Annotated in this window: 21 protein-coding genes; 14 read left to right on the forward strand and 7 right to left on the reverse strand. The window is 71.2% G+C overall.

Annotation, left to right across the window (positions count from 1 at the left end; all coding sequences use genetic code 11):
• Nucleotides 1-15 precede the first annotated feature (15 nt).
• The 3 genes from ACWDAK_RS11225 to ACWDAK_RS11235 all read left to right on the forward strand — a co-directional run bounded on the left by ACWDAK_RS11225 (nucleotide 16) and on the right by ACWDAK_RS11235 (nucleotide 2,314).
• Nucleotides 16-195, forward strand: coding sequence for a DUF6104 family protein (locus ACWDAK_RS11225; RefSeq protein ID WP_344638285.1), 180 nt, complete (start codon nucleotides 16-18; stop codon nucleotides 193-195).
• Nucleotides 196-399: 204 nt separating this feature from the next.
• Nucleotides 400-1,290: a DUF4097 family beta strand repeat-containing protein gene (locus ACWDAK_RS11230; RefSeq protein ID WP_344638286.1), complete on the forward strand. Its 891-nt coding sequence runs from the start codon at nucleotides 400-402 to the stop codon at nucleotides 1,288-1,290.
• Between the two features lies 1 nt (nucleotide 1,291).
• Nucleotides 1,292-2,314: a PadR family transcriptional regulator gene (locus ACWDAK_RS11235; RefSeq protein WP_427393802.1), complete on the forward strand. Its 1,023-nt coding sequence runs from the start codon at nucleotides 1,292-1,294 to the stop codon at nucleotides 2,312-2,314.
• Between the two features lie 62 nt (nucleotides 2,315-2,376).
• Here ACWDAK_RS11235 and ACWDAK_RS11240 read toward each other — a convergent pair whose 3' ends face one another.
• The gene (locus tag ACWDAK_RS11240) at nucleotides 2,377-3,339 is read right to left on the reverse strand and encodes a zinc-binding dehydrogenase (protein WP_344638288.1); all 963 of its coding nucleotides are present in this window, start codon (nucleotides 3,337-3,339) and stop codon (nucleotides 2,377-2,379) included.
• 125 nt (nucleotides 3,340-3,464) lie between these two features.
• Nucleotides 3,465-4,685 carry an NAD(P)-dependent malic enzyme gene (locus ACWDAK_RS11245; protein WP_425557727.1) on the reverse strand — a complete coding sequence of 407 codons (1,221 nt, stop codon included), beginning with the start codon at nucleotides 4,683-4,685 and terminating at the stop codon, nucleotides 3,465-3,467.
• Between the two features lie 682 nt (nucleotides 4,686-5,367).
• On the opposite strand from ACWDAK_RS11245, the gene ACWDAK_RS11250 reads away from it, so the two are divergent.
• The 5 genes from ACWDAK_RS11250 (at nucleotide 5,368) to ACWDAK_RS11270 (ending at nucleotide 10,084) form a co-directional block, all read left to right on the forward strand.
• Complete coding sequence (locus ACWDAK_RS11250; protein ID WP_344638289.1) at nucleotides 5,368-6,279, forward strand: ABC transporter substrate-binding protein; 912 nt, start codon at nucleotides 5,368-5,370, stop codon at nucleotides 6,277-6,279.
• A gap of 356 nt (nucleotides 6,280-6,635) precedes the next feature.
• The gene (locus tag ACWDAK_RS11255; protein WP_344638290.1) at nucleotides 6,636-7,565 is read left to right on the forward strand and encodes an ABC transporter substrate-binding protein; all 930 of its coding nucleotides are present in this window, start codon (nucleotides 6,636-6,638) and stop codon (nucleotides 7,563-7,565) included.
• Nucleotides 7,566-7,597: 32 nt separating this feature from the next.
• Nucleotides 7,598-8,584 carry an amino acid ABC transporter permease gene (locus ACWDAK_RS11260; protein ID WP_344638291.1) on the forward strand — a complete coding sequence of 329 codons (987 nt, stop codon included), beginning with the start codon at nucleotides 7,598-7,600 and terminating at the stop codon, nucleotides 8,582-8,584.
• Nucleotides 8,581-9,372, forward strand: a complete 792-nt coding sequence (locus tag ACWDAK_RS11265; RefSeq protein WP_344638292.1) for an amino acid ABC transporter ATP-binding protein — start codon at nucleotides 8,581-8,583, stop codon at nucleotides 9,370-9,372. Before ACWDAK_RS11260 ends, ACWDAK_RS11265 begins: the two co-directional genes overlap by 4 nt.
• 115 nt (nucleotides 9,373-9,487) lie before the next feature.
• Nucleotides 9,488-10,084: a CGNR zinc finger domain-containing protein gene (locus tag ACWDAK_RS11270; RefSeq protein WP_344638293.1), complete on the forward strand. Its 597-nt coding sequence runs from the start codon at nucleotides 9,488-9,490 to the stop codon at nucleotides 10,082-10,084.
• On the opposite strand, the gene sodX is transcribed toward ACWDAK_RS11270, so the two are convergent.
• The gene (sodX, locus tag ACWDAK_RS11275) at nucleotides 10,068-10,511 is read right to left on the reverse strand and encodes a nickel-type superoxide dismutase maturation protease (RefSeq protein ID WP_344638294.1); all 444 of its coding nucleotides are present in this window, start codon (nucleotides 10,509-10,511) and stop codon (nucleotides 10,068-10,070) included. The two genes, ACWDAK_RS11270 and sodX, sit on opposite strands and share 17 nt — an antisense overlap.
• A gap of 193 nt (nucleotides 10,512-10,704) precedes the next feature.
• On the opposite strand from sodX, the gene sodN reads away from it, so the two are divergent.
• From sodN to ACWDAK_RS11295, 4 genes are all read left to right on the forward strand, one after another.
• Nucleotides 10,705-11,103, forward strand: a complete 399-nt coding sequence (gene sodN, locus ACWDAK_RS11280; RefSeq protein ID WP_344638295.1) for a superoxide dismutase, Ni — start codon at nucleotides 10,705-10,707, stop codon at nucleotides 11,101-11,103.
• Nucleotides 11,104-11,232: 129 nt separating this feature from the next.
• Nucleotides 11,233-11,706 (forward strand): GNAT family N-acetyltransferase, encoded by a 474-nt coding sequence (locus ACWDAK_RS11285; protein ID WP_344638296.1) that lies wholly within the window; start codon nucleotides 11,233-11,235, stop codon nucleotides 11,704-11,706.
• Between the two features lie 231 nt (nucleotides 11,707-11,937).
• Nucleotides 11,938-12,351: an ATP-binding protein gene (locus ACWDAK_RS11290; protein WP_344638297.1), complete on the forward strand. Its 414-nt coding sequence runs from the start codon at nucleotides 11,938-11,940 to the stop codon at nucleotides 12,349-12,351.
• Nucleotides 12,352-12,498: 147 nt separating this feature from the next.
• Nucleotides 12,499-13,611 (forward strand): RNA polymerase sigma factor SigF, encoded by a 1,113-nt coding sequence (locus ACWDAK_RS11295; RefSeq protein WP_427393803.1) that lies wholly within the window; start codon nucleotides 12,499-12,501, stop codon nucleotides 13,609-13,611.
• A 54-nt stretch (nucleotides 13,612-13,665) separates the two neighbouring features.
• On the opposite strand, the gene ACWDAK_RS11300 is transcribed toward ACWDAK_RS11295, so the two are convergent.
• Complete coding sequence (locus ACWDAK_RS11300) at nucleotides 13,666-14,094, reverse strand: hypothetical protein (RefSeq protein ID WP_344638299.1); 429 nt, start codon at nucleotides 14,092-14,094, stop codon at nucleotides 13,666-13,668.
• A 51-nt stretch (nucleotides 14,095-14,145) separates the two neighbouring features.
• On the opposite strand from ACWDAK_RS11300, the gene ACWDAK_RS11305 reads away from it, so the two are divergent.
• Nucleotides 14,146-15,117, forward strand: a complete 972-nt coding sequence (locus ACWDAK_RS11305) for a diacylglycerol/lipid kinase family protein (protein WP_344638300.1) — start codon at nucleotides 14,146-14,148, stop codon at nucleotides 15,115-15,117.
• A gap of 361 nt (nucleotides 15,118-15,478) precedes the next feature.
• On the forward strand, nucleotides 15,479-15,730 hold the full coding sequence (locus ACWDAK_RS11310) for a WhiB family transcriptional regulator (protein ID WP_014138019.1): 252 nt from the start codon (nucleotides 15,479-15,481) through the stop codon (nucleotides 15,728-15,730).
• 380 nt (nucleotides 15,731-16,110) lie between these two features.
• On the opposite strand, the gene ACWDAK_RS11315 is transcribed toward ACWDAK_RS11310, so the two are convergent.
• From ACWDAK_RS11315 to ACWDAK_RS11325, 3 genes are all read right to left on the reverse strand, one after another.
• The gene (locus tag ACWDAK_RS11315; protein WP_344638301.1) at nucleotides 16,111-17,628 is read right to left on the reverse strand and encodes a PAS domain-containing sensor histidine kinase; all 1,518 of its coding nucleotides are present in this window, start codon (nucleotides 17,626-17,628) and stop codon (nucleotides 16,111-16,113) included.
• A 497-nt stretch (nucleotides 17,629-18,125) separates the two neighbouring features.
• Nucleotides 18,126-19,184 carry an SIS domain-containing protein gene (locus ACWDAK_RS11320; protein WP_344638302.1) on the reverse strand — a complete coding sequence of 353 codons (1,059 nt, stop codon included), beginning with the start codon at nucleotides 19,182-19,184 and terminating at the stop codon, nucleotides 18,126-18,128.
• A gap of 318 nt (nucleotides 19,185-19,502) precedes the next feature.
• A complete protein-coding gene (locus tag ACWDAK_RS11325; RefSeq protein WP_344638303.1) occupies nucleotides 19,503-21,020 on the reverse strand; it encodes a glycoside hydrolase family 3 protein in 1,518 nt (505 codons plus the stop codon).
• Nucleotide 21,021: the final 1 nt, after the last annotated feature.

Below are 21,021 nucleotides of genomic sequence, written 5' to 3' on the forward strand. Positions count from 1 at the left end.
GCGGAGCGCAGAACCGTGTACTTCACCGACCGAGGCATCGAGGAACTGGAGAACCGGCGCGGCGAGGAGGAGGTCACCTTCGAGTGGCTGGCCGAGCGGCTGCGGGAGTTCGTCGACCTCAACCCCGACTTCGAGATCCCGGTCGAGCGGCTGGCCACCTGGCTGGCCCGGCTGGACGACGAGGACGAGGACTGATCCGCGCGGCATCGAGGGCCCGGAGGCAACCGCCTGCCGGGCCCTCGGCGTGCGTGCGGTCGGGGCTGCCCCTACGGGAGAGACCGCCGCCCCTGCGGGAGAGACCAGGGTCGGGGCGACCTTGACTTGGCCGTTACGCGATATATCGTCTTAGGCAGGTAGACGCGATACATCGCGAAACGCTCAACGGGAGGCGACAGCACCATGAACCAGTGGACGGTCAGCGAGCCGCAGCGCATCGGCTTCGACGGACAGCAGGTCGACACCCTGCACGTGCGTACCATCGGCGGCGCGGTCAACGTCGTCGCCACCGAGGGCCCGGCCCGCCTGGAGGTCACCGAGCTGGAGGGTGAGCCGCTGCTGGTCAGCCTGGAGGACGGCGTCCTCACCGTGACCTACAAGGACCTCAGCTGGAGCGAGTTCGGCGAGGCCGTGAAATCGGTGCAGTCGGTCAAGTACTTCTTCGCCTCGCTGCGCCGCAAGCGCCGGGCCGTCGTCTCGCTGGCCGTCCCGGCCGGCGCCGAGGTCAAGGTCGGCACCGTCTCGGCCGACGCCACCGTCTCCGGGTTCACCGGCAAGGTCTCGGTGAACGGCGCCAGCGGTGAGACCACCCTCGTCGGCCTCACCGGCCGGACCGACGCCAACACCGTCTCCGGCGACGTGGACGCCCAGTCGGTGGCCGGCGAGTTGCGGGTCAACACCGTCTCCGGCCGGGTCACACTGGTCGCCGGCGAGGCCGAGAAGGTCCAGGCCAACTCCGTCAGCGGCGACGTCACCCTCGACCTGGACGTCGAGACCGCCGCCGACATCCGCGTCACCACCGTCAGCGGCGCGGTCGGCGTCCGGCTGCCCTCGCTCGCCGACACCCAGGTCGAGGCCGGCACCACCAGCGGCGACCTGACCAGCACCTTCGACGAACTCAAGCTCGGCGGCACCTGGGGCGCCAAGAAGCTCTCCGGCCAGCTCGGCAGCGGCAGCGGCAGGCTCCAGGTCACCACCGTCTCCGGCGCGGTGACGGTGCTCCGCCGCCCCGAGCCGGACGACCGCCCCAACCTGGTGAAGGAACTCCCCTCCGCCGGCACTCAGGAGGCATGACATGACCCCCGTCTTCGGCCACGGCCGACTCCGGCTGTACCTGCTGAAGCTCCTGGACGAGGCCCCACGCCACGGCTACGAGGTGATCCGCCTGCTGGAGGAGCGCTTCCAGGGGCTGTACGCCCCCTCGGCCGGCACCGTGTACCCCCGGCTGGCGAAGCTGGAGAAGGAGGGCCTGGTCACCCACAGCACCGAGGGCGGCCGGAAGGTCTTCCGGCTCACCGACGCCGGGCGCGCCGAACTGGGCCTCCGCCAGGACGAATTGGCCGAGCTGGAGGTGGAGATCCGGGAGTCGGTGGCCCAGCTGGCCGGAGCGATCCGCGAGGACGTCCGGGACAGTGCCAAGGACCTGCGCGAGGAGCTCTGGGGCGCGGCCCGGCAGGCACCCAGGCCGCAGGCCGAGGGCGGGGGCCCGTGGGACGGCGCGTGGGGCGACAAGGAGTCCTGGCAGCGGGCCAAGGAGGAGTTCGCCCAGTTCAAGGCGCAGGCCAAGGAACAGGCCAAGCGGGCCAGGGAGCAGGAGCGGGCCGCCAAGGCGAAGGCCAAGGCAGCCGAGGACGAGGCCCGCAGGCTGCGCGAGCAGGCCAGGGCGGCCAGGTCCGCCGCACAGCAGGAGGCGCTGCGGATCAAGCGCCGGGTGGAGCAGCAGGTCCGCGAGGCCACCGCCCGCGGCGACTGGTCCACCGGGCTGGCCGAGGGGCTCTCCGAACTGACCCGCGGCCTGGCCGGGTTGGCGGACGCCGCCAAGTGGGGCCATTCCGCGGCGCCCGAGGAGGAGATCCGGATCACCCGGATCGACCTGGACAAGGAGAACGCCGGCGGCGAGGCCGCCGCGGACCTTCCCCCGTGGACCGTGGCCGACCCTTCGGCCGACCCCTCCCGGGAGTTGGAGCGCCTGCTCGACCGCTTCCGCGACCAGGTCAGGGACACCGCCCGGGACACCGGCGTGACCGCGACCCAACTCGCCGACTCCCGGGTCGTATTGGCGGCGGCGGCACAGCGCCTGCGCGACCTGCTCCACTGAGCGCCTTCCCAGGGGCGCGGTTTCCCCGCGCCCCTGCGGAACTGCCGCGTTCCCTCGGCGGGTTACGGCGTCAGGACCAGCTTGCCGAAGACGTCGCCCTTGGCGAGGCGGGCGAAGGCGTCCCGGGCCCCGGTGAGCGGGAACACGCTGTCGATCACCGGCCGGATGCCGGTGTTGACGCATAGCGAGAGCAACCCGGCGAGTTCGTCCTTGGTGCCCATGGTGGAGCCCGCCACGTTGAGCTCCAGGAAGAAGATCCGGTTCAGCTCGGTCGCCGGCGGGTTGTAGCCGGAGGTAGCGCCGGAGATGACGATGGTGCCACCGGGCTTGAGGGCCTTGACCGAGTGCGCCCAGGTGGCGGCGCCGACGGTCTCCATCACCGCGTCCACCCGCTCCGGCAGCCGGGCCCCGCTCTCGAACGCGGCGTCCGCGCCGAGCTCGACCGCCCGGGCCCGCTTGACCTCGTCCCGTCCGGTCACCCAGACCCGCAGCCCGGCCGCCTTGGCGAGGACCACCAGTGCGGTGGCCACCCCGCCGCCCGCGCCCTGGACCAGCACGGTGTCACCGGGCTTGACGCCCGCTTTGGTGAAGAGCATCCGGTAGGCCGTCAGCCAGGCGGTGGGCAGGCAGGCGGCCTGCTCGAAGGTGAGTTCGGCCGGCTTGGGCAGCAGGTTCCACGTCGGCACGGCGACCCGCTGGGCGAAGGTGCCCTGGTAGCGCTCGGTCAGCAGGGAGCGCGGTTCGTCGGGGCCGACCCCGTGGCCGCTCTGGCCGATCACGGAGTGGATGACCACCTCGTTGCCGTGCTCGTCCACCCCGGCGGCATCGCAGCCGAGGATCATCGGCAGCCGCTCCGCGGGCAGTCCCACGCCACGCAGTGACCACAGGTCGTGGTGGTTGAGGGTGGCGGCCTTCACCGTCACCACACTCCAGCCGGGTCGGGCCTGCGGTTCGGGGAGGTCCCCCAACTCCAGTGCGCTGAGCGGATCGTCGGCGTCGATACGTGCGGCATAGGCAGCGAACATGCCCCGGACGATAGCCGCGCCGGCCGTGGGCCGGAACCACGCGGAGGTGTGACCTCCACCGCGTGTCCCGGCCCAGCCGATTGGCCGGGGCGCTCCCACAGGTCCCGGGCCGCCTCCCGCGGGCGCTACCGCCGGGCGACGCCCTCGGCACGGGCGGCCTCGGCCACGGCCTTGGCGACCGCCGGGGCGACCCGCTCGTCGAACGGCGAGGGGATGACCTTCTGCGGCGTCAGCTCGTCGGCGACGACGGCGGCCAGTGCCTCGGCGGCGGCCAGCTTCATGCCCTCGGTGATCCGGCGGGCCCGGACCTGGAGGGCGCCGGCGAAGATGCCGGGGAAGGCCAGCACGTTGTTGATCTGGTTCGGGAAGTCGCTGCGCCCGGTGGCCACCACGGCCGCGTACTTGTGCGCGACCTCGGGGTGGATCTCCGGGTTGGGGTTGGCCATCGCGAAGACGAAGCAGCCATCGGCCATGGTGGCGACGACCTCCTCGGGCACCGTGCCGCCGGAGACCCCGATGAAGACGTCCGCGCCCGCGAGCGCCTCGGCCAGCGAGCCCTTGAGCCCGGCCTTGTTGGTCTGTGCGGCGATCTCGGCCTTGACGTCGGTGAGGTCCTCCCGGCCCTGGTGCACCACACCGCGCCGGTCGCAGACCGCCACGTCGCCGATGCCGGCCGCGACCAGCATCTTGGCGATCGCGATACCGGCCGCGCCCGCACCGGAGATGACGGCCCGCAGGTCACCGATCCGGCGGCCGGTCACCTTGGCGGCGTTCCGCAGCGCGGCGGTGGTGACGATCGCGGTGCCGTGCTGGTCGTCGTGGAAGACCGGGATGTCCAGGGCGTCCTGGAGCCGGCGCTCGATCTCGAAGCAGCGCGGGGCGGAGATGTCCTCCAGGTTGACGCCGCCGAAGGACGGGGCGAGCCGGACCACGGTCTCCACGATCTCGTCGACCTCGGTGCAGGCCAGCGCGATCGGGACCGCGTCCACGCCGCCGAACTGCTTGAAGAGGATCGCCTTCCCCTCCATCACCGGCAACGAGGCCTCCGGCCCGATGTCGCCGAGGCCGAGCACCGCGGTGCCGTCGGTGACCACCGCGACCACGTTGGACTTCCAGGTGTAGTCGTCCACCAGCTCGGGCTGCTCGGCGATGGCCGTGCAGACCCGGGCCACGCCGGGGGTGTAGGCGAGGGACAGATCGTCCGCGTCACGCACCGGCACCGTGGCGCGCACCTCCATCTTGCCGCCGCGGTGCAGTGCGAAGACCGCGTCGACGAGGTCGTCGCCCGCGGCGAAGCCGCTGGTCGGCTGGGCCTGGGTGTTCGGGTGGATGATCTCCGCTGCCACTATGACCTCTTCGTCATGATCGGCGAGGGCGCTCGGCCGGCGGCCGGCCCGCCCGGTCCGCCTCCCGGGGTCCGGGAGAAGCGGAAACCGGGTACGCGAGGCGTACCCGGAACCGGGTCGGAGCGCGGCCGTCGGGCGCGCCCTCTGGTGAGGGTTGGTTTTCTGCGCTGTGCTTCCGCTCTGCCAGAGCGTCATCCGGCCGGGGCCGGACCCTTGAGCCTAAGTCGGACAAAGGCGTCCTACCTACGCCTTTCTGTCCTCTTCACGCACTGGTCATCGCTTGATCACCACTTGACGACCGGGGGTTTCTCAAGTACCGGACGGCCGGCGGCGACACGGCGACCGAGCGCGCGCACTCGCAGGAGTGAACCCGGGCACGAAGGAAAGTCGGCGCTTGGGATCCAGAGTCGGCGTCGTCGACTTCCGGTCCTGCGCACCCCGGGCCTTCCCCCGCCCTATCGACGGAGACGGCCCGGCGGTCCGAGTTCTGTTCGGGGGTCACCCGCTAGCAGATTCTGGCACACCCCCCGTGCGTCGGGCAGATGGGGATGGCAGGATCCCCGTTTTAAGCCACCGGTCATCCCGGGGCTGCGGGTCGTCAGGATGCCGCGGGACCCGGTCGATCGGCGTACCCGGGTGCCCCGGCGGCCCAGCACTCTTTGCCCAACCGGAGGAGCCACACATGCATCGAACGTCACCACTGACCGCGAGCCGCGCCGGGGTGACCCTGGTGGCCGGCGCCTTGCTGCTCACCGCCTGCAGCGGCGGCTCGTCCCCCAAGAACGCGGACAGCGAGGACCTGCACGGCAAGCTGCCCGCGGCGGTGAAGTCGGCCGGGGTGCTGAAGATCGGCTCGGACCTCAACTACGCCCCGGTGGAGTTCAAGGGCCAGAACGGCGACGCGACCGGACTCGACCCGGACATCGCCGAGGCGATCGGCAAGGAGCTCGGACTGAAGATCCAGTTCGTGGACACCGGGTTCGACAAACTGCTGCCCGCGCTGCAGGCCAAGGACATCGATGTCGCGATGTCCGCGCTGAGCGACACCCGCCAGCGCCGGGACGGCACCGACGACAGCGGCAAGCGGACGGGCCCCGGGGTGGACTTCGTCGACTACTTCATCGCCGGGACGTCGATCCTGGTGCAGAAGGGCAATCCGAAGGCCATCAGGAACCTGGACGACCTGTGCGGCCACACCGTCACACTCCAGCGCGGCACCACCCAGGCCGCGATAGCCGAGCGGCAGATCAACTCCTGCGACAAGCTGAAGAAGCCGCTGACCGTGCACCAGCTGGACACCGACGACGAGGCGCTGGCCGAACTCGGCTCGGGCAAGGCGGTGGCCGACCTGAACGACTTCCCGGTCGCAGCCCATGTCTCGGCGATCGACTCCGACAAGTACCAGGTCGCCAGCGCGCAGCTGCAGCCAGGTCCGTACGGCATCGCGCTGCGGAAGTCCGACACCGTGCTGCGGGACCTGATGGCCAAGGCGCTGGACCGGGTGATCCGCGGCGGCGAGTACGACAAGATCCTCGCCAAGTGGAACGTTTCGGCGGGCGCCGCCCAGAACGCGGTGATCAACGGGGGCTTCTGACGTCACGTCAGCAATTCGGGGATCCCCCCACGAGCGCCGCACAGGACTGCATATCTATGCATTGGAAAACATGTGTATAGTATTTGTTCGGATAGCGGACATACCGAGCCCCCGTTATCCGATTTTGATCTGAATATGGGCCCGCGCCCCGACACCGAGTGGCAGGATTCCCCCCAACTCGGTTCGAAAAGCGCCTCCTTCGGCCCGCCGGCCGGGTGGGGGTAGCCCCCGGTCGACGGCTGGGGGGAGTGCCGTTCGTCGAGCCCGCGCGATCAGATCGTCCACCTCGGCGGAGGGTGGCGAAAAAGGACCACGGCACAGCTTCCACCCGACCTCTCCCACGGAGGAGTTCCCCGATGACCGCCCGCACCTCGCGCCCCCGTCTCCTGGCGACCGGCGCCGCCCTCACCGGCGCCGCCCTCGCACTGACCGCCTGCGGCAGCAGCGGCGGCTCCTCCGGCGGCGGCGCGGCCAACCCGAGCGCCAGCGTCAAGGCGGTCACCGCCGACCCGGCGCTGGCCTCACTCGTCCCCGCCGACGTCAAGGCCGCCGGCAAGCTGGTGGTCGGCGCCGACGCCTCCTACGCGCCGGACGAGTTCAAGGACGACAAGGGCAACATCGTAGGCATGGACGTCGACCTGGCCGACGCGATCGCGCAGAAGCTCGGCCTGACCGCCGAGGTCCAGAACTCCGACTTCACCTCGATCATCCCGGGCATCGACGCGAAGAAGTACCAGCTCGGCATGAGCTCCTTCACCGACACCAAGGAGCGCGAGCAGACCGTCGACATGGTCAGCTACTTCACCTCGGGCATCGCGTTCGCGGTCAAGAAGGGCAACCCGGACAAGATCGCCACCGATGACCTGTGCGGCAAGAAGATCGCCGTCCAGACCGGCACCACCGAGGTCGACGACATCAAGGGCAACATCAACCCCGCCTGCACCAAGGCCGGCAAGCCGGCCGTCCCGAACGACGGCGACAAGTTCGACCTGCAGACCGATGTCACCAACGCCCTGGTGTCCGGTCGCGACCAGGTCATGAGCGCCGACTCGCAGGTCATCGACTACGCCATCAAGCAGACCAACGGCCAGCTGGAGAAGCTCGGCGAGACCCGCGACAGCGCCCCGTACGGGATCGCGCTGGCCAAGGGCTCCCCGCTGACCAAGGCGGTCCAGGGTGCCGTCCAGTCGCTGATGGACGACGGCACCTACAAGCAGATCCTGCAGAAGTGGAACGTCGAGGCCGGGGCGATCGGCAAGTCCGAGATCAACGCCGCCAAGAGCTGACCCCGCCGACACGCATCCCTGAGGCCACCAACGTGAATTCTCCCGACCAGGGGGCGGCGGCACCGGAACGGCACCGGACCATCAAGGCCGTCCCCGTCCGCCACCCCGGACGCTGGGCCGGAGCCGTCGTCATCGCCGTACTCGCGGCGATGCTGCTCCACGCCCTCATCTTCAACCCGGCGTTCCAGTGGGACGTCGTCGGCAAGTACCTGTTCGACTCCGGCATCGTGCACGGGCTCGGGGTCACCCTCGAGCTGACCGCGCTCTCCATGGTCATGGGCGTGGTCGGCGGGATCGTCCTCGCGGTGATGCGACTGTCGCCGAACCCGCTGCTCGCCGGCACCGCCTGGTGCTACATCTGGGTCTTCCGCGGCACCCCCGTGCTGGTCCAGCTGGTCTTCTGGAACTTCCTCGGCGCACTCTGGCCGAAGCTGTCGCTCGGTATCCCGTTCGGCCCCTCGTTCTGGTCGGAATCGACCAACTCGCTGATCCCGGTGTTCACCGCGGCCCTGCTGGGCCTCGGCCTCAACGAGGCCGCCTACATGGCCGAGATCGTCCGCGGCGGCATCCAGTCGGTGGACGAGGGCCAGAGCGAGGCGGCGCACGCGCTCGGCATGAGCCGGTTCCAGACCATGCGCAGGATCATCCTGCCGCAGGCCATGCGGGTGATCATCCCGCCGACCGGCAACGAGACCATCTCGATGCTCAAGACCACCTCGCTGGTCAGCGTGATCGCCCTGGAGGAACTCTTCCGGGCCGGCCAGAACATCTACTCGCGCAACTTCCAGACCGTTCCGCTACTGATCACCGTCAGCCTCTGGTACCTCTTCCTGACCTCGGTGCTGACCATCGGGCAGTACTACATCGAGCGGTACTACGCCCGCGGCACCACCCGCACCCTGCCGCCGACCCCGCTGCAGCGGATCCGCAGCTTCTTCCGCGGCAGCCCGCTGCCCCCGGCCCCGCCGACGGTCGTCTCGGGCTCGCCGCACAGTGGACCGGGAGGTGGTCCGTCATGACCGACCTGGAAAAGCCCCGAACCTCCGGCCGGCCCATGGTCATGGCCGAGGGCGTGCGCAAGTCCTACGGCACGGTCGAGGTGCTCAAGGGCATCGACCTGGAGGTGAAGCAGGGCGAGGTGTTCTGCCTGATCGGGCCGTCCGGCTCCGGCAAGTCGACCTTCCTGCGGTGCATCAACCACCTGGAGAAGATCAACGGCGGTCTGCTCTCGGTCGACGGCGAGCTGGTCGGCTACCGGATGAAGGGCGGCAAGCTCCACGAGCTGAAGGACCGCGAGGTCGCCCTGCAGCGGCGCGACATCGGCATGGTCTTCCAGCGGTTCAACCTCTTCCCGCACATGACCGCGCTGGAGAACGTCATCGAGGCGCCGGTGCAGGTCAAGAAGGAGAGCCGGGCCGACGCCAAGGAGCGCGCGATGGCCCTGCTGGAGCGGGTCGGGCTGGCCGACAAGGCCGGGAACTACCCGACCCAGCTCTCCGGCGGCCAGCAGCAGCGCGTCGCCATCGCCCGCGCGCTGGCGATGAAGCCCAAGCTGATGCTCTTCGACGAGCCCACCTCCGCGCTCGACCCCGAGCTGGTCGGCGACGTCCTGGACGTCATGCGCGGCCTCGCCGAGGAGGGCATGACGATGATCGTCGTCACCCATGAGATGGGCTTCGCCCGCGAGGTCGGCGACGCGCTGGTGTTCATGGACGGCGGTGTGGTGGTGGAGTCCGGCCACCCGCGCGACGTCCTCACCGACCCGCGGCACGAACGCACCAGGGCCTTCCTCTCCAAGGTGCTCTGAACCGAGCGCCGCCGCGGCGCCCGGCGGGAGCGGTTCCCGCCGGGCGCCGACGCGTTCCCGCCGCAGGTAATACCCTGGACCCAGATCGCCTGTTACGGCCCAGGGAAGGACCACCGTGGAGCTCGCCTCGTACGCCGACTATGCCGTCCGGCTGGTGAACAGTGAGGAGCCGGACCGCGGCACCGACACTCTCACCTCCGTGGACGCCGTACGCGCGCTCTTCGGCACCCCCTCGCGGGCCTCCGCGCTCACCGACGAGAGCGACCTGCCCCGGCTGCGGGCCGTCCGGGTCCGGCTTCGCGGGGTCTTCGAGTCCGCGGCCGAGGGCGACCAGGTCCGCGCGGTGGACCTGCTGAACAGCCTGCTGGTCGAGTACCCGGTCAGCCCTCTGATCTCCGGCCACGACGACCTGAACCCGGAGGGGCAGCCGCACTGGCACCTGCACCTGGCCGACAACGCGCCCACCGCCGCCGCCAACTTCACCGCCGTCGCCTGCATGGGCCTGGCCATCCACCTCACCGAGCTGGGCGTCGACCGGCTCGGCATCTGCCAGGCCGCGCCCTGCCGCAACGCCTACCTGGACACCTCGACCAACCGCTCGCGCCGCTACTGCTCGGACCGCTGCGCCACCCGCGCCAACGTGGCCGCCTACCGGGCCCGCAAGCGCGAGGAGGCCCAGCGGGCCGCACAGGCCGTCACAGCTCGGAACTGACCGGGCGGTGGACCCCGAGGCGGTCCGCCAGCGCGCCCAACCGGGCCAGCGGACCGTACGTCAGGGCCCGCTCCAGCGCCGGGGCCGGGGCCAACCAGGCCGGTCGCGGGCGCATCCGCAGCAGTACCCGTCCGAGCACCAGCTCGTCCGGCACCGCGCCGTACTCCCGGCTGTCGGTCACCACCAGCGGGTTGTCCGACATCAGCCACCAGCCGCCCCGGCGCCGTCCGGCCGCGCGCTTGACCACCAGCAGGTCCTGCCGCAGCGGATGCCGGAACAGCACCACCGCGCCCGGGCGGATCCGCGCACCGTAGTGGACCAGCACCTGGTCCCCGTCCCGCAGGATGGGGCGCATCGACGGACCGGCCACGTCGACCACCCCGAACGGCAGCGGCCCGCCGCCCCTCTCCGCCCGACCGACCGTCATCCGCCATCTCCCGCTCTCTGGTGTCCCGGTGTGCCGGGTTCAGCTTCCCCCAGCTTCGGGCGGGATTCGAAGGCCGCCCGAAATCGCCCGATTGGCCCTCCTCCTTTGGCCCTAGGCCCCCGGCCCAGCCACGAAACAGGGCAGGCGGAGCGGTAGTCTCAGGCGCGGGAAGACGATCTAAGGAAGGACTCCCATGTTCTCTCGTCTGTTTGCACCGCGCGCCACCGCGCACGCCCACTGCGACCTGCCCTGCGGCGTCTACGACCCGGCCCAGGCCCGCATCGAGGCCGAGTCGGTGAAGGCGACTCAGGAGAAGTACCAGGCCAACGAGGACCCGCAGTTCCGCACCCGCGCCCTGGTCATCAAGGAGGAGCGCGCCGAGCTGGTCAAGCACCACCTCTCGGTGCTGCACACCGACTACTTCAAGGCCCCGCACTTCGAGAAGTACCCGCAGCTGCACGACCTGTTCAACCGCGCCGGCAAGGCCGCCTCGGCCACCAAGGCGTCCACGGACCCGGCCACCGGCCAGGCGCTGCTCGACCTGATCGCCGAGATCGACGCCATCTTCTGGGAGACCAAGAAGGCCGCCTGATCACCACCGGCAGCTGACAGGGCCCGTCCGCCGACCGCGCGGCCGGGCCCTCCGGCGTTCTGGACCGGCCGGCAACGGACCGTGAAAACGGCCTCCCGGCGGCGGTGGGTCCGCGAGTACCCTCACCGTATGATCCGCACCGTCGACATCAGCGACGTCCCCGTCATCCACGCCATGATCCGCGAGCTGGCCGACTACGAGCGGGCCCCGCACGAGGCGCGGGCCACCGAGGAGCAGCTGCGCGACGCCCTGTTCGGGGAGCACCCGGCCGTCTTCGGCCTGATCGCCGAGGACGACGCCAGCGGCCAGCCGGTGGGCTTCGCACTGTGGTTCCGCAACTTCTCCACCTGGCGCGGCACCCACGGCGTCTACCTGGAGGACCTGTACGTCCGCCCGAGCGCCCGCGGCGGCGGCCACGGCAAGGCGCTGCTGACCGAGCTGGCGCGGATCTGCGTGGAACGCGGCTACTCCCGCCTGGAGTGGTCCGTACTGGACTGGAACGAACCCTCGATCGGGTTCTACAAGTCACTGGGCGCCGTGCCCATGGACGAGTGGACGGTTTTCCGGCTGACCGACGACGCTCTCGCGGAGCTGGGCAGCTGATCCGGGCCCGTTCGCTCGTTCCCGTGACGGCACGCCCGGATCGCGACACCGGGCCGCCTCTCGCGGTAACGTCTCGGGCGGATGCGCGGCGTTCCGGCCTCTCCCGGGTGGGTATGACCGGTACGTACCGCACCACCCCTCTGGACAGTTGGGGCGAAGCAGTTGAGCCAAGCAACAGGAAGTGCCGCGGCCGCAGCGCCGCAAGCACCGCGCGTCACCCAGGAGGTGAGGGTGTCCCAGATCGACGGCGAGCCCGGAGTGAAGGACTTCGTGGAGGTCCGGCTGCCCGCAGCGGGGGCCTACCTCTCGGTGCTGCGAACGGCCACCGCCGGACTCGCGGCCCGGCTGGACTTCACCCTGGACGAGATCGAGGATCTCCGGATCGCGGTGGACGAGGCCTGCGCCATCCTGCTCCAGCAGGCGGTGCCGGGCTCGATCCTCAGCTGCGAGTTCCGGCTGGTCGGGGACTCGCTCAGGGTCACCGTCGCCGCGCCGACCACCGACGGCAAGGCGCCCGAGCGGGACACCTTCGCCTGGACGGTGCTCTCCGCGCTGGCCGGCGAGGTGGACTCCTCGGTCGGCCCGGACAACACGGTGTCGATCAGCCTGCACAAGAAGCGCGGCGGGGCGACCGCCCCGGCGTGAGAGCAGGTCGAAGGGCGCGCCGAGCGCGCCGGCGAGCAGGAGCCGGCCGTACAGCCGTACGCGCGTTTCCCCGCGCGTACGGCTCCCCCGTACCGCAGTGCGGTACAACCAATGTGAAGTGCTCCCGGAACGGAACGGGTGATCGCCGTGAGTGATCTGGACCGCACAGGTGTGGCCGGCAGCCCGGCCGCCACCGCCGACGTGGCCGTGCCGCCCCAGGCGAGCGACGCCGCCCCGTACCTCTCCCGAGACTCCGCGGAAGACCGAACCGCGGCAGCCGACGTGCACCCGAAGGACACCCATCGGATGAGCCAGCCGACCGGCCCGACGCCGGACCAGCAGCCGGAGGCCCAGCAGCCGGGCCGCGCCCAGGACGAAGGGCTCGCCCGGGACGAGTTCGGGGCCGAGGACGACCTCGCCGAGGAGCTGACGGCCGAGGAGCTGAGGGCCGCCGCCGAGGCGGTCCGCAGCGCGGTCCCCGCCCAGGACCGGCACCGGTCCGGCGCGCCCGACCGGGAGGCTGCCCGGGCGCTCTTCATCCGGCTCGCGGCGCTGCCCGAGGGGTCGCCCGAGCGGGTCGAGCTGCGCAACCAGCTGGTCCGGATGCACATCCCGCTGGTGGAGCACCTGGCCCGGCGCTTCCGCAACCGCGGCGAGCCGCTGGACGACCTCACCCAGGTCGCCACCATCGGCCTGATCAAGTCGGTGGACCGCTTCGACCACGCGCGCGGGGTGGAGTTCTCCACCTACGCCACTCCGACGATCGTCGGCGAGATCAAGCGGCACTTCCGGGACAAGGGGTGGGCGGTGCGGGTCCCGCGCCGGCTGCAGGAGCTGCGGCTCTCGCTCACCACCGCGACCAGCGAGCTCTCCCAGCGGCACGGCCGCTCCCCCACGGTGCACGAGCTGGCCGAGCACCTCGGCATCTCCGAGGAGGACGTGCTGGAGGGTCTGGAGTCCGCCAACGCGTACTCCACGCTCTCACTGGACGTTCCGGACAGCGACGACGAGTCGCCGGCCGTGGCGGACACCCTGGGGGCGACCGACGAGGCGCTGGAGGGCGTCGAGTACCGCGAGTCGCTCAAACCGCTGCTCGCCCAACTCCCACCGCGCGAACAGAAGATCCTGGTGCTGCGGTTCTTCCGGAACATGACGCAGTCTCAGATCGCCGCCGAGGTGGGCATCTCTCAGATGCACGTCTCCCGGCTGCTGGCCCGGACCCTGGCGCAGCTGCGGGAGAAGCTGCTGGTCGAGGAGTGACACTGACGTACGGCCGGAGCGCTGATGCCTCCGGCCGTACGCGTACGGTGCCGCTCAGGCGGCCTTCGGGCCGTAGAGGGCCTCGGTGGCGCGCGGGCTGAGCAGGCTGACCACACCGAACAGGCCGAGGACCGCGATCACGACCGCCAGCGCGGGCATCACGCCGTCGCCCTGCCACATGTAGTACGCGACCGGCAGACAGATGGTGTTGGTCAGTACGGCCGGACTGCGGCCCCAGCGCCGGAGCCCGAACAGGGCGCGCGCGGCCGCCAGCGGCAGCAGGCCCATCACCAGCAGGATCACGCCGCCGAACTCACTGCGGCCGAGCGCCGCCGAGTCGCCGAGCAGTCCCGAGACCATGTCGTAGATGCCCCAGCCGGTCAGGACGGCCCCTTCGAGCGCGGTGATGACGGCGCCCCGGAGCAGCGGGGCCGGCCGGTCCGGGGTCGGCCCGCCCGGGGCCTGCGTAGTTTCTGCGGTCACTCCAGCAGGGTAACCGCAGCCTTGCCCGTACGGCCCCGTAGGCTGATCGACATGCGCGCACTCCTGGTCGTGAACCCCAAGGCCACCACCACCAGCGGACGCACCCGTGATGTGCTGATCCACGCGCTGCGCAGCGATCTGAAGCTGGATGTCGCGGAGACCGAGTACCGGGGCCACGCCCGGGACCTGGCCCGCCAGGCGGCCGTCGAGGACGGGGTGGACCTGGTGGTGGCGCTCGGTGGCGACGGCACCGTCAACGAAGTGGTGAACGGTCTGCTGTCGAACGGCCCGTCCGACCGGCTGCCGCGCCTGGCGGTGGTGCCCGGGGGCAGCACCAACGTCTTCGCCCGCGCGCTGGGCCTGCCGAACGACCCGGTGGAGGCGACCGGCGCCCTGTTGGACGCGGTGGAGCACGGGCGGGAACGGGCGATCGGCCTGGGCAAGGCGATGACCGAGGGCCTGCCGGACCGCTGGTTCACCTTCACCGCAGGGCTCGGCTTCGACGCCGGGGTGGTCGGCCGGGTCGAGGAGCAGCGCAGGTCGGGCCGTCGGTCCACGCACACGCTGTACGTCAACCAGGCACTCCGGCACTACATCACTGAGCGTGAGCATCGCCGGAAGGGCCCGATTCACCTGGAGATCAATGGCCGGGAACCGGTGCCGGGGTTGGTGATGGCGATAGTGTCCAACACCTCGCCATGGACTTTTCTGGGCAATCGCCCGGTGGTCCCCTCCCCCCTCGCATCCTTCGATACCGATCTTGATGTCTTCGGCATCACTCGAATGACGGCGTTCGGCACGGCTCGAACGGTCCGTCAGATTCTGTGCTCGCACAGTCCTGCTAATGGCTCCGCGAAGCCGGTTGGCCCACACGGAAAGCACGTTGTCTCCTATCACGACGTCAGGCACTTCACCTTGGTTTCACAGGAACCGGCCCCATTTCAGGTCGATGGGGACCACCTTGGAGACAGGAGTCGCGTCAGTTTCACAGGCGTTCGGCGGGCACTGCGTGTGATTGTGTGACCAGAAGGCGGTTTCCTCCTTCTTGTCGAACGTGCAAGCCCCCTTCACCCCATAGAAGTACGGGCTGTGAGCTAGGCGACACCGAAGAATCAAAAATTCCTACCCGAAGGGGGTTGTATCCCGGCCCGAGGTTTGCGAACCTCTACATGGCGATCGGGACACGTCCCAGCGGCCCCGCTGGACGGGCGTCACAGGCGACGGCTCCCTTGATCCGCCCGAACCCCACCCCAAGCACAGACCACCCAGGCCCGGGCGGGCCCTTGGTCTCTTTAGCTGTTGTGGGATTCGTGAAAGCGTTCACATTCACAAGCCCATCGAGTGTGTCGGCCGGGCCACCGCCCGCCGACCGGAGGAGTTGGACATGGACTGGCGCCACCGCGCTGTCTGCCGCGAAGAGGACCCGGAGCTCTTCTTCCCGATCGGGAACACCGGTCCCGCTCTGCTGCAGATCGAGGAAGCCAAGGCCGTGTGCCGCCGCTGCCCCGTCATGGAGCAGTGCCTGCAGTGGGCGCTGGAGACCGGCCAGGACGCCGGCGTCTGGGGCGGCATGAGCGAGGACGAGCGTCGTGCCATGAAGCGCCGCGCTGCCCGCAACCGCGCCCGCACCGCCTGACGCACCATCAGCTCGACCTGATCAACCCATGATCAAGGGCTCCGCCGCCGCGACCGTGGTCGCGCGCTCGGCCGAGCCTTCCGCAGAACGGACCACGCCTCGGCGAGGTCCGGACCACGCCGAGCGGCCAGGCCACTTGATACCGTTCACTTAGAGCAATACTGTGGACCTGAGACGCTCACCGTGTGCAACACACGGGCCCGGCGTCGCACCACCAAAGAGCCCCCGTTCCGGCCGACTCCCCCCGACGGCCGGAACGGGTTGAGAGGCCCTGTCGACCCACCCCCCCGGTCGACAGGGCCTCGTTGGTGTCACCGCCCACCCGCCCGAGGGTGCGCCGTGCGGCCTCGGCACTCCGCTCGGTCCGGCGCCCGCGGCGGCTACGGAACGGGGATCTCCAGGACCACCTTGGTGCCACCGTCCGGTGCCGCGACCATGTCGAAGCTGCCGCCCAGTTCGTTGGTGCACAGGGTGCGGACGATCTGCAGACCGAGGTTGCCCTCCTGCTGGGGATCGAAGCCCTCGGGCATGCCCCTGCCGTCGTCCTGCACTGTGATCAGCAGGTACTCGGCGGGTCGACCACCGGCGTTCCAGCTGTCCGACCAGCCCTTGCCGCTCGCCGGGGCCCGGCCGCGCAGTGCGCTGACCTCCAGGTTCCCCTCGGCCTTGGTGCCGAAGGCGTGCTCCAGCGCGTTCTGCAGCAGTTCGGTGAGCACCATCGCCAGCGGGGTGGCGATCTCGGCGGGGAGGATGCCGAAGCTGCCGGTGCGCCTGGTCACCACGCGGCCGTCCTGGGACAGCTCCTTGACCATCATCAGCACCCGGTCGGCGATCTCGTCGAAGGCCACCCTCTCGTCCAGGGCCTGGGAGAGCGTCTCGTGCACGATCGCGATCGAGCCCACTCGCCGGACGGCCTCGTCCAGCGCGGCCCGCCCGGCCTCGGAGTCCATCCGGCGGGCCTGGAGGCGCAGCAGTGCGGCGACCGTCTGCAGATTGTTCTTCACCCGGTGGTGGATCTCCCGGATAGTGGCGTCCTTGGTCATCAGCTCCCGGTCGCGCCGGCGCAGTTCGGTGACGTCCCGGCAGAGCACCAGCGAGCCGGTGAGCGTGCCCTTCGGCTTGAGCGGGATGGCCCGCAGGGTGACCACTCCCCCCTGGACCTCGACCTCGGTCTGCCGGGGGGCCCAGCCACTGGCCAGCTTGACCAGCGCCTCGTGCACCGCGCCGCGCGACGGCGGCACCAACTCTGCCGTGGTGGTGCCGAGATGACTCCCGACCAGGTCGGTGGTGAGGCCGAGGCGGTGGTAAGCGGAGAGCGCGTTGGGGCTGGCATAGGTGACGATGCCCTCGGCGTCCAGCCGGATCAGGCCGTCGCCGACCCGGGGAGCGGCGTCCATGTCGGTCTGCTCGGCCGGGTAGGGAAACGTTCCTGCCGCGATCATCTGGGCCAGGTCGGAGGCGCTCTGCAGATAGGTGAGCTCCAGTCGACTGGGGGTGCGCACGGTCAGCAGGTTGGTGTTGCGGGCGATCACCCCGAGCACCCGGCCCTCGCGCCGGACCGGGATCGACTCGACCCGCACCGGGACCTCCTCGCGCCACTCCGGGTCCCCCTCGCGGACGATCCGGCCCTCGTCGAAGGCGGCGTCCAGCAGCGGGCGGCGGCCACGCGGGACCAGGTGCCCCACCATGTCGTCCTGGTAGGAGGTCGGGCCGGTGTTGGGGCGCATCTGGGCGACCGAGACGTACCGGATGCCGTCCCAGGTGGGGATCCAGAGCACCAGGTCGGCGAAGGAGAGGTCCGAGAGCAGCTGCCACTCCGAGACCAGCATGTGGAGCCACTCCACATCGGCACCGGTCAGCGTGGTGTGGCGGCGGACGAGTTCGTTCAGCGAGGGCACAGTGCGAGCGTAACCGGAGGCGGGAGTACCGGGCCCGTGGCCAGGCGCCGGTTTCCGCCGCGCGCGGGCTGCCGGCGGCTGCACGGCCAGCCGCCCGGGAGCCGGTCGGGGGACCACTCGGGCAAGTTGTCCAGACCAATTTGCGGATCGCCTGGACATCAGAATTGGTCTAGTCCACAATGAAAGTGCACCAAGGAGCGGCCCACCGCGCAACTGCCCTGACCGCGCGAGGCAGCTCCTCGGTCGGTCGCCCACCGTCCGAAGGCCCCGCACAGCCATCGGCCGGTCGAGGCGCCCGACGACAGCTCCGGGCTGCGGTGCCGCACGGGTTGAGGGTCCTGTGCCGGCGCCGTGGCCCGTAGTGCTTCCCGCCTCGAACCGCGGCACTCCGCGAACGGGTACCGGGCCGCGTCACCACCCTGCTCCGAGCCCCCGCACAGACCCGGAAGCCCCCGGCCGTCGACGGCCGGGGGCTTCCGGGTCAGCGGGTCCGCGGGTCAGTGGGTCTCGGTGACCTTGGCGAGGGCGCGGGGGGCGTCCGGGTCCTGACCTCGGGCGATGGTGACCTCGTAGGCCAACTGCTGGAGCGGGAGGATCTCCAGGATCGGCTGGACCTCCTCGGGGACGCCGGCCGGGAGCGCGAAGCCGGCGGAGGCGGCGTCCACCTGGTCCTGCTGGCCGATGACGACCAGGTCGGCGCCCCGGCCGCGCAGCCGGTCGAGGACCGGCTGCAGCGCCTCGCCGCCCTTGCCGTCCGGCACGATCGCGATCACCGGGGAGACGTTGTCCACCATCGCCAGCGGACCGTGCAGCAGGTCGGCGCCGGAGAACGGGGAGGCCGGGATGTACGTGGTCTCCATCAGCTTCAGGGCCGCCTCACGGGCGGTCGGGTAGCCGTAGCCGCGCGAGGTGATGACCAGGCGCTGGGCGAAGCGGTACCGCTCGGCCAGCTTCCTGACCTCGCTCCGGCGGGCCAGGACCTGGGCGGCCAGCTCGGGCAGCACCTTGGCCGCCGCGCCGTCGCTCCCGCGCAGTCCCTCGACGAGCAGGTACAGCGCGAGCAGCTCGGCGGTGTAGGTCTTGGTGGCCGGCAGCGCCTGCTCCGGGCCCGCCAGCACGTCGATGTGGAACTCGGAGACCTCGGCCAGCGGCGACGCGGCGTTGTTGGTGACCGCCAGGGTGATGGCGCCGGCCTCCCGGGCCGCCTTGGTGGAGGCCACCAGGTCGGGCGAGCCGCCGGACTGGCTGACGGTGATCACCAGCACATCGGTGAGGTCCGGCTTGGCGCCGTAGGCCGTGGTGGTGGACATCGAGGTCAGACCGGCCGGCTTGCCCAGCAGAACCTCGATCAGGTACTTCGCGTACAGCGCCGCGTTGTCGGACGTGCCGCGTGCGGTCAGCAGGACGAAGCGCGGGTTGCGGGCGGCGATCTGGGCCGCGATCTCGCGGATTCCCGGTGCGCCCTCGTCGAGGATGCGCTGCAGGACGGCCGGCTGCTCGGCCATCTCCGCCGCCATGATCCGGCCGGGGACGGAAGCGGTCTGCGGGTCGGACATCTGGATGTGCCTCCGATGAGATGGTTGAACCCCGTCGGACGGACGCCTGACGGGGACCCACTTTTCGGCGGCGAGTCCGCACACTCGCTGCGAATGATTCCTCCGACGATCCTACGGGAGGGCCCGCCCCCAGCACACTCGGTGTGCCGCCCCTCCCCCGCCGCCGGACGCTTCGGAAGGACCCCCGCCGGCGTCCTGCGGCGCCGGCGGTACTGCGGCTCGCGAGGGTCCGCGGCGGCCGCGCGGCCGGCACGGAACGGTCATGGCCCGGGGCCGGCCGGAGTGCAGCATCCGGCGGGCCCGGGCCGTCACCGCGGATCAGACCGCCTGCCCGGTCAGCACCTCGACGGCGGCCAGCCCGCAGACCCGCGCCGCGCCATGGGTGGAGATGTGCAGTGCCCCCACCGGTACGGCCTGCGGCACGCCCATCTCCACCACCAGCGCGTCCGGGCGGGCCGCCACCAGCCGCTCCAGGGCCGCGGACATCCAGGGGTGGCGGTGCGCGTCCCGGACCACCAGGACCAGCCTGCGGCCGGCCGCCTCGGCGAGCACCCGGGCCGCCATCCCGTCCGGCTCGGCGTCCGGGCCGAACCGGGCGGTACGGGTGCCCGGGAAGCGGGCCGCCAGCATGCCGGCCACGCCCCACGGGGTCTCGCCGCCCACCGCGATGTTGGCCTGCGGGGAGAAGGACGCCACGTACGGGCGCTCGGTCACCGGGGCTCCGGGCGCGCCCGGAGCCCGGACCACCCGCAGGGCCCGGCGGGCGGCCCGCAGACCGATCGCCAGGTCGGGCCCGGCCAGTTCGCCCTGGGCCTCGGTCCGGGCCCAGCCGCCCAGGTGCCTGACCCGCTCGGCCGCGTCCGCCAGGCGCTCCTCGGCCAGGCGGCCGGTGCGGACCGCCGCCACGATGGCGTCGCGCAGGTGCAGCACCGTCTCCTCGTCGGCCAGACCGCCGCCGACGCAGATCGCGTCGGCCCCGGCGGTCAGCGCGAGGACGGTGCCCTCGGCGGTGCCGTAGGTGTCGGCGATGGCGCCCATCTCGATGCCGTCGGTGACGATCAGGCCCTGGTAGCCCAGCGAGCCGCGCAGCAGGTCACCGAGCACGGCCCGGCTGAGGGTGGCGGGCAGCTTCGGGTCCAGCGCCGGGATCATGATGTGCGCGGTCATCACGGCCTTGGCACCGGCCTCGATCGCGGCCCTGAACGGGACCAGGTCGCGCGAGCTCAGCAGGTCCACGTCCACGTCCACCACGGGCAGGCCGAGGTGGGAGTCGACGGCGGTGTCGCCGTGGCCGGGGAAGTGCTTGGCGCAGGCGGCCACGCCGACCGACTGCAGGCCCTCCACCCAGGCGGCGGTGTGCCGGGCACACAGCTTCGGATCGGCGCCGAAGGAGCGCACCCCGATCACCGGGTTGCGCGGGTTGGAGTTGACGTCGGCCGACGGCGCCCAGTTGTAGTTGATGCCGCAGGCGGCCAGCGCCCGGCCCAGTTCGCGGGCGACGTCCCGGGTGAGTGCGGGATCGTCGATCGCGCCGAGGGCCAGGTTGCCCGGCCAGGAGGAGCCGGAACCGGCCTCCAGCCGGGTGACGTCGCCGCCCTCCTCGTCGATGGCGACCAGCACGTCCGGGTTCTCCGAGCGCAGCGCCGCGGTCAGCGCGGCCAGCTGCCCGGGATCGGTGACGTTCCGCCCGAACAGGGCGACCGAGCCGAGGCCGGCCGCCAGGTGGCGGCGCAGCCAGTCGGGCGGGGCGGTGCCGACGAAGCCTGGCTGCAGGACCGTCAGGGCGTCGCGGTGCAGCTGGTCGCTGTCCGCGGCGGCGGGGACGAGAACGCTCATC

The sequence above is a fragment of the Kitasatospora sp. NPDC001175 genome (assembly GCF_053598215.1).

Coding starts and splice junctions, on each gene's coding strand:
- ACWDAK_RS11230 (WP_344638286.1), top strand. CDS start 400: ATGAACCAGTGGACGGTCAGCGAGCCGCAGCGCATCGGCTTCGACGGA.
- ACWDAK_RS11235 (WP_427393802.1), top strand. CDS start 1,292: ATGACCCCCGTCTTCGGCCACGGCCGACTCCGGCTGTACCTGCTGAAG.
- ACWDAK_RS11240 (WP_344638288.1), bottom strand. CDS start 3,339: ATGTTCGCTGCCTATGCCGCACGTATCGACGCCGACGATCCGCTCAGC.
- ACWDAK_RS11250 (WP_344638289.1), top strand. CDS start 5,368: ATGCATCGAACGTCACCACTGACCGCGAGCCGCGCCGGGGTGACCCTG.
- ACWDAK_RS11255 (WP_344638290.1), top strand. CDS start 6,636: ATGACCGCCCGCACCTCGCGCCCCCGTCTCCTGGCGACCGGCGCCGCC.
- ACWDAK_RS11265 (WP_344638292.1), top strand. CDS start 8,581: ATGACCGACCTGGAAAAGCCCCGAACCTCCGGCCGGCCCATGGTCATG.
- sodX (WP_344638294.1), bottom strand. CDS start 10,511: ATGACGGTCGGTCGGGCGGAGAGGGGCGGCGGGCCGCTGCCGTTCGGG.
- sodN (WP_344638295.1), top strand. CDS start 10,705: ATGTTCTCTCGTCTGTTTGCACCGCGCGCCACCGCGCACGCCCACTGC.
- ACWDAK_RS11285 (WP_344638296.1), top strand. CDS start 11,233: ATGATCCGCACCGTCGACATCAGCGACGTCCCCGTCATCCACGCCATG.
- ACWDAK_RS11305 (WP_344638300.1), top strand. CDS start 14,146: ATGCGCGCACTCCTGGTCGTGAACCCCAAGGCCACCACCACCAGCGGA.
- ACWDAK_RS11310 (WP_014138019.1), top strand. CDS start 15,479: ATGGACTGGCGCCACCGCGCTGTCTGCCGCGAAGAGGACCCGGAGCTC.
- ACWDAK_RS11320 (WP_344638302.1), bottom strand. CDS start 19,184: ATGTCCGACCCGCAGACCGCTTCCGTCCCCGGCCGGATCATGGCGGCG.
- ACWDAK_RS11325 (WP_344638303.1), bottom strand. CDS start 21,020: ATGAGCGTTCTCGTCCCCGCCGCCGCGGACAGCGACCAGCTGCACCGC.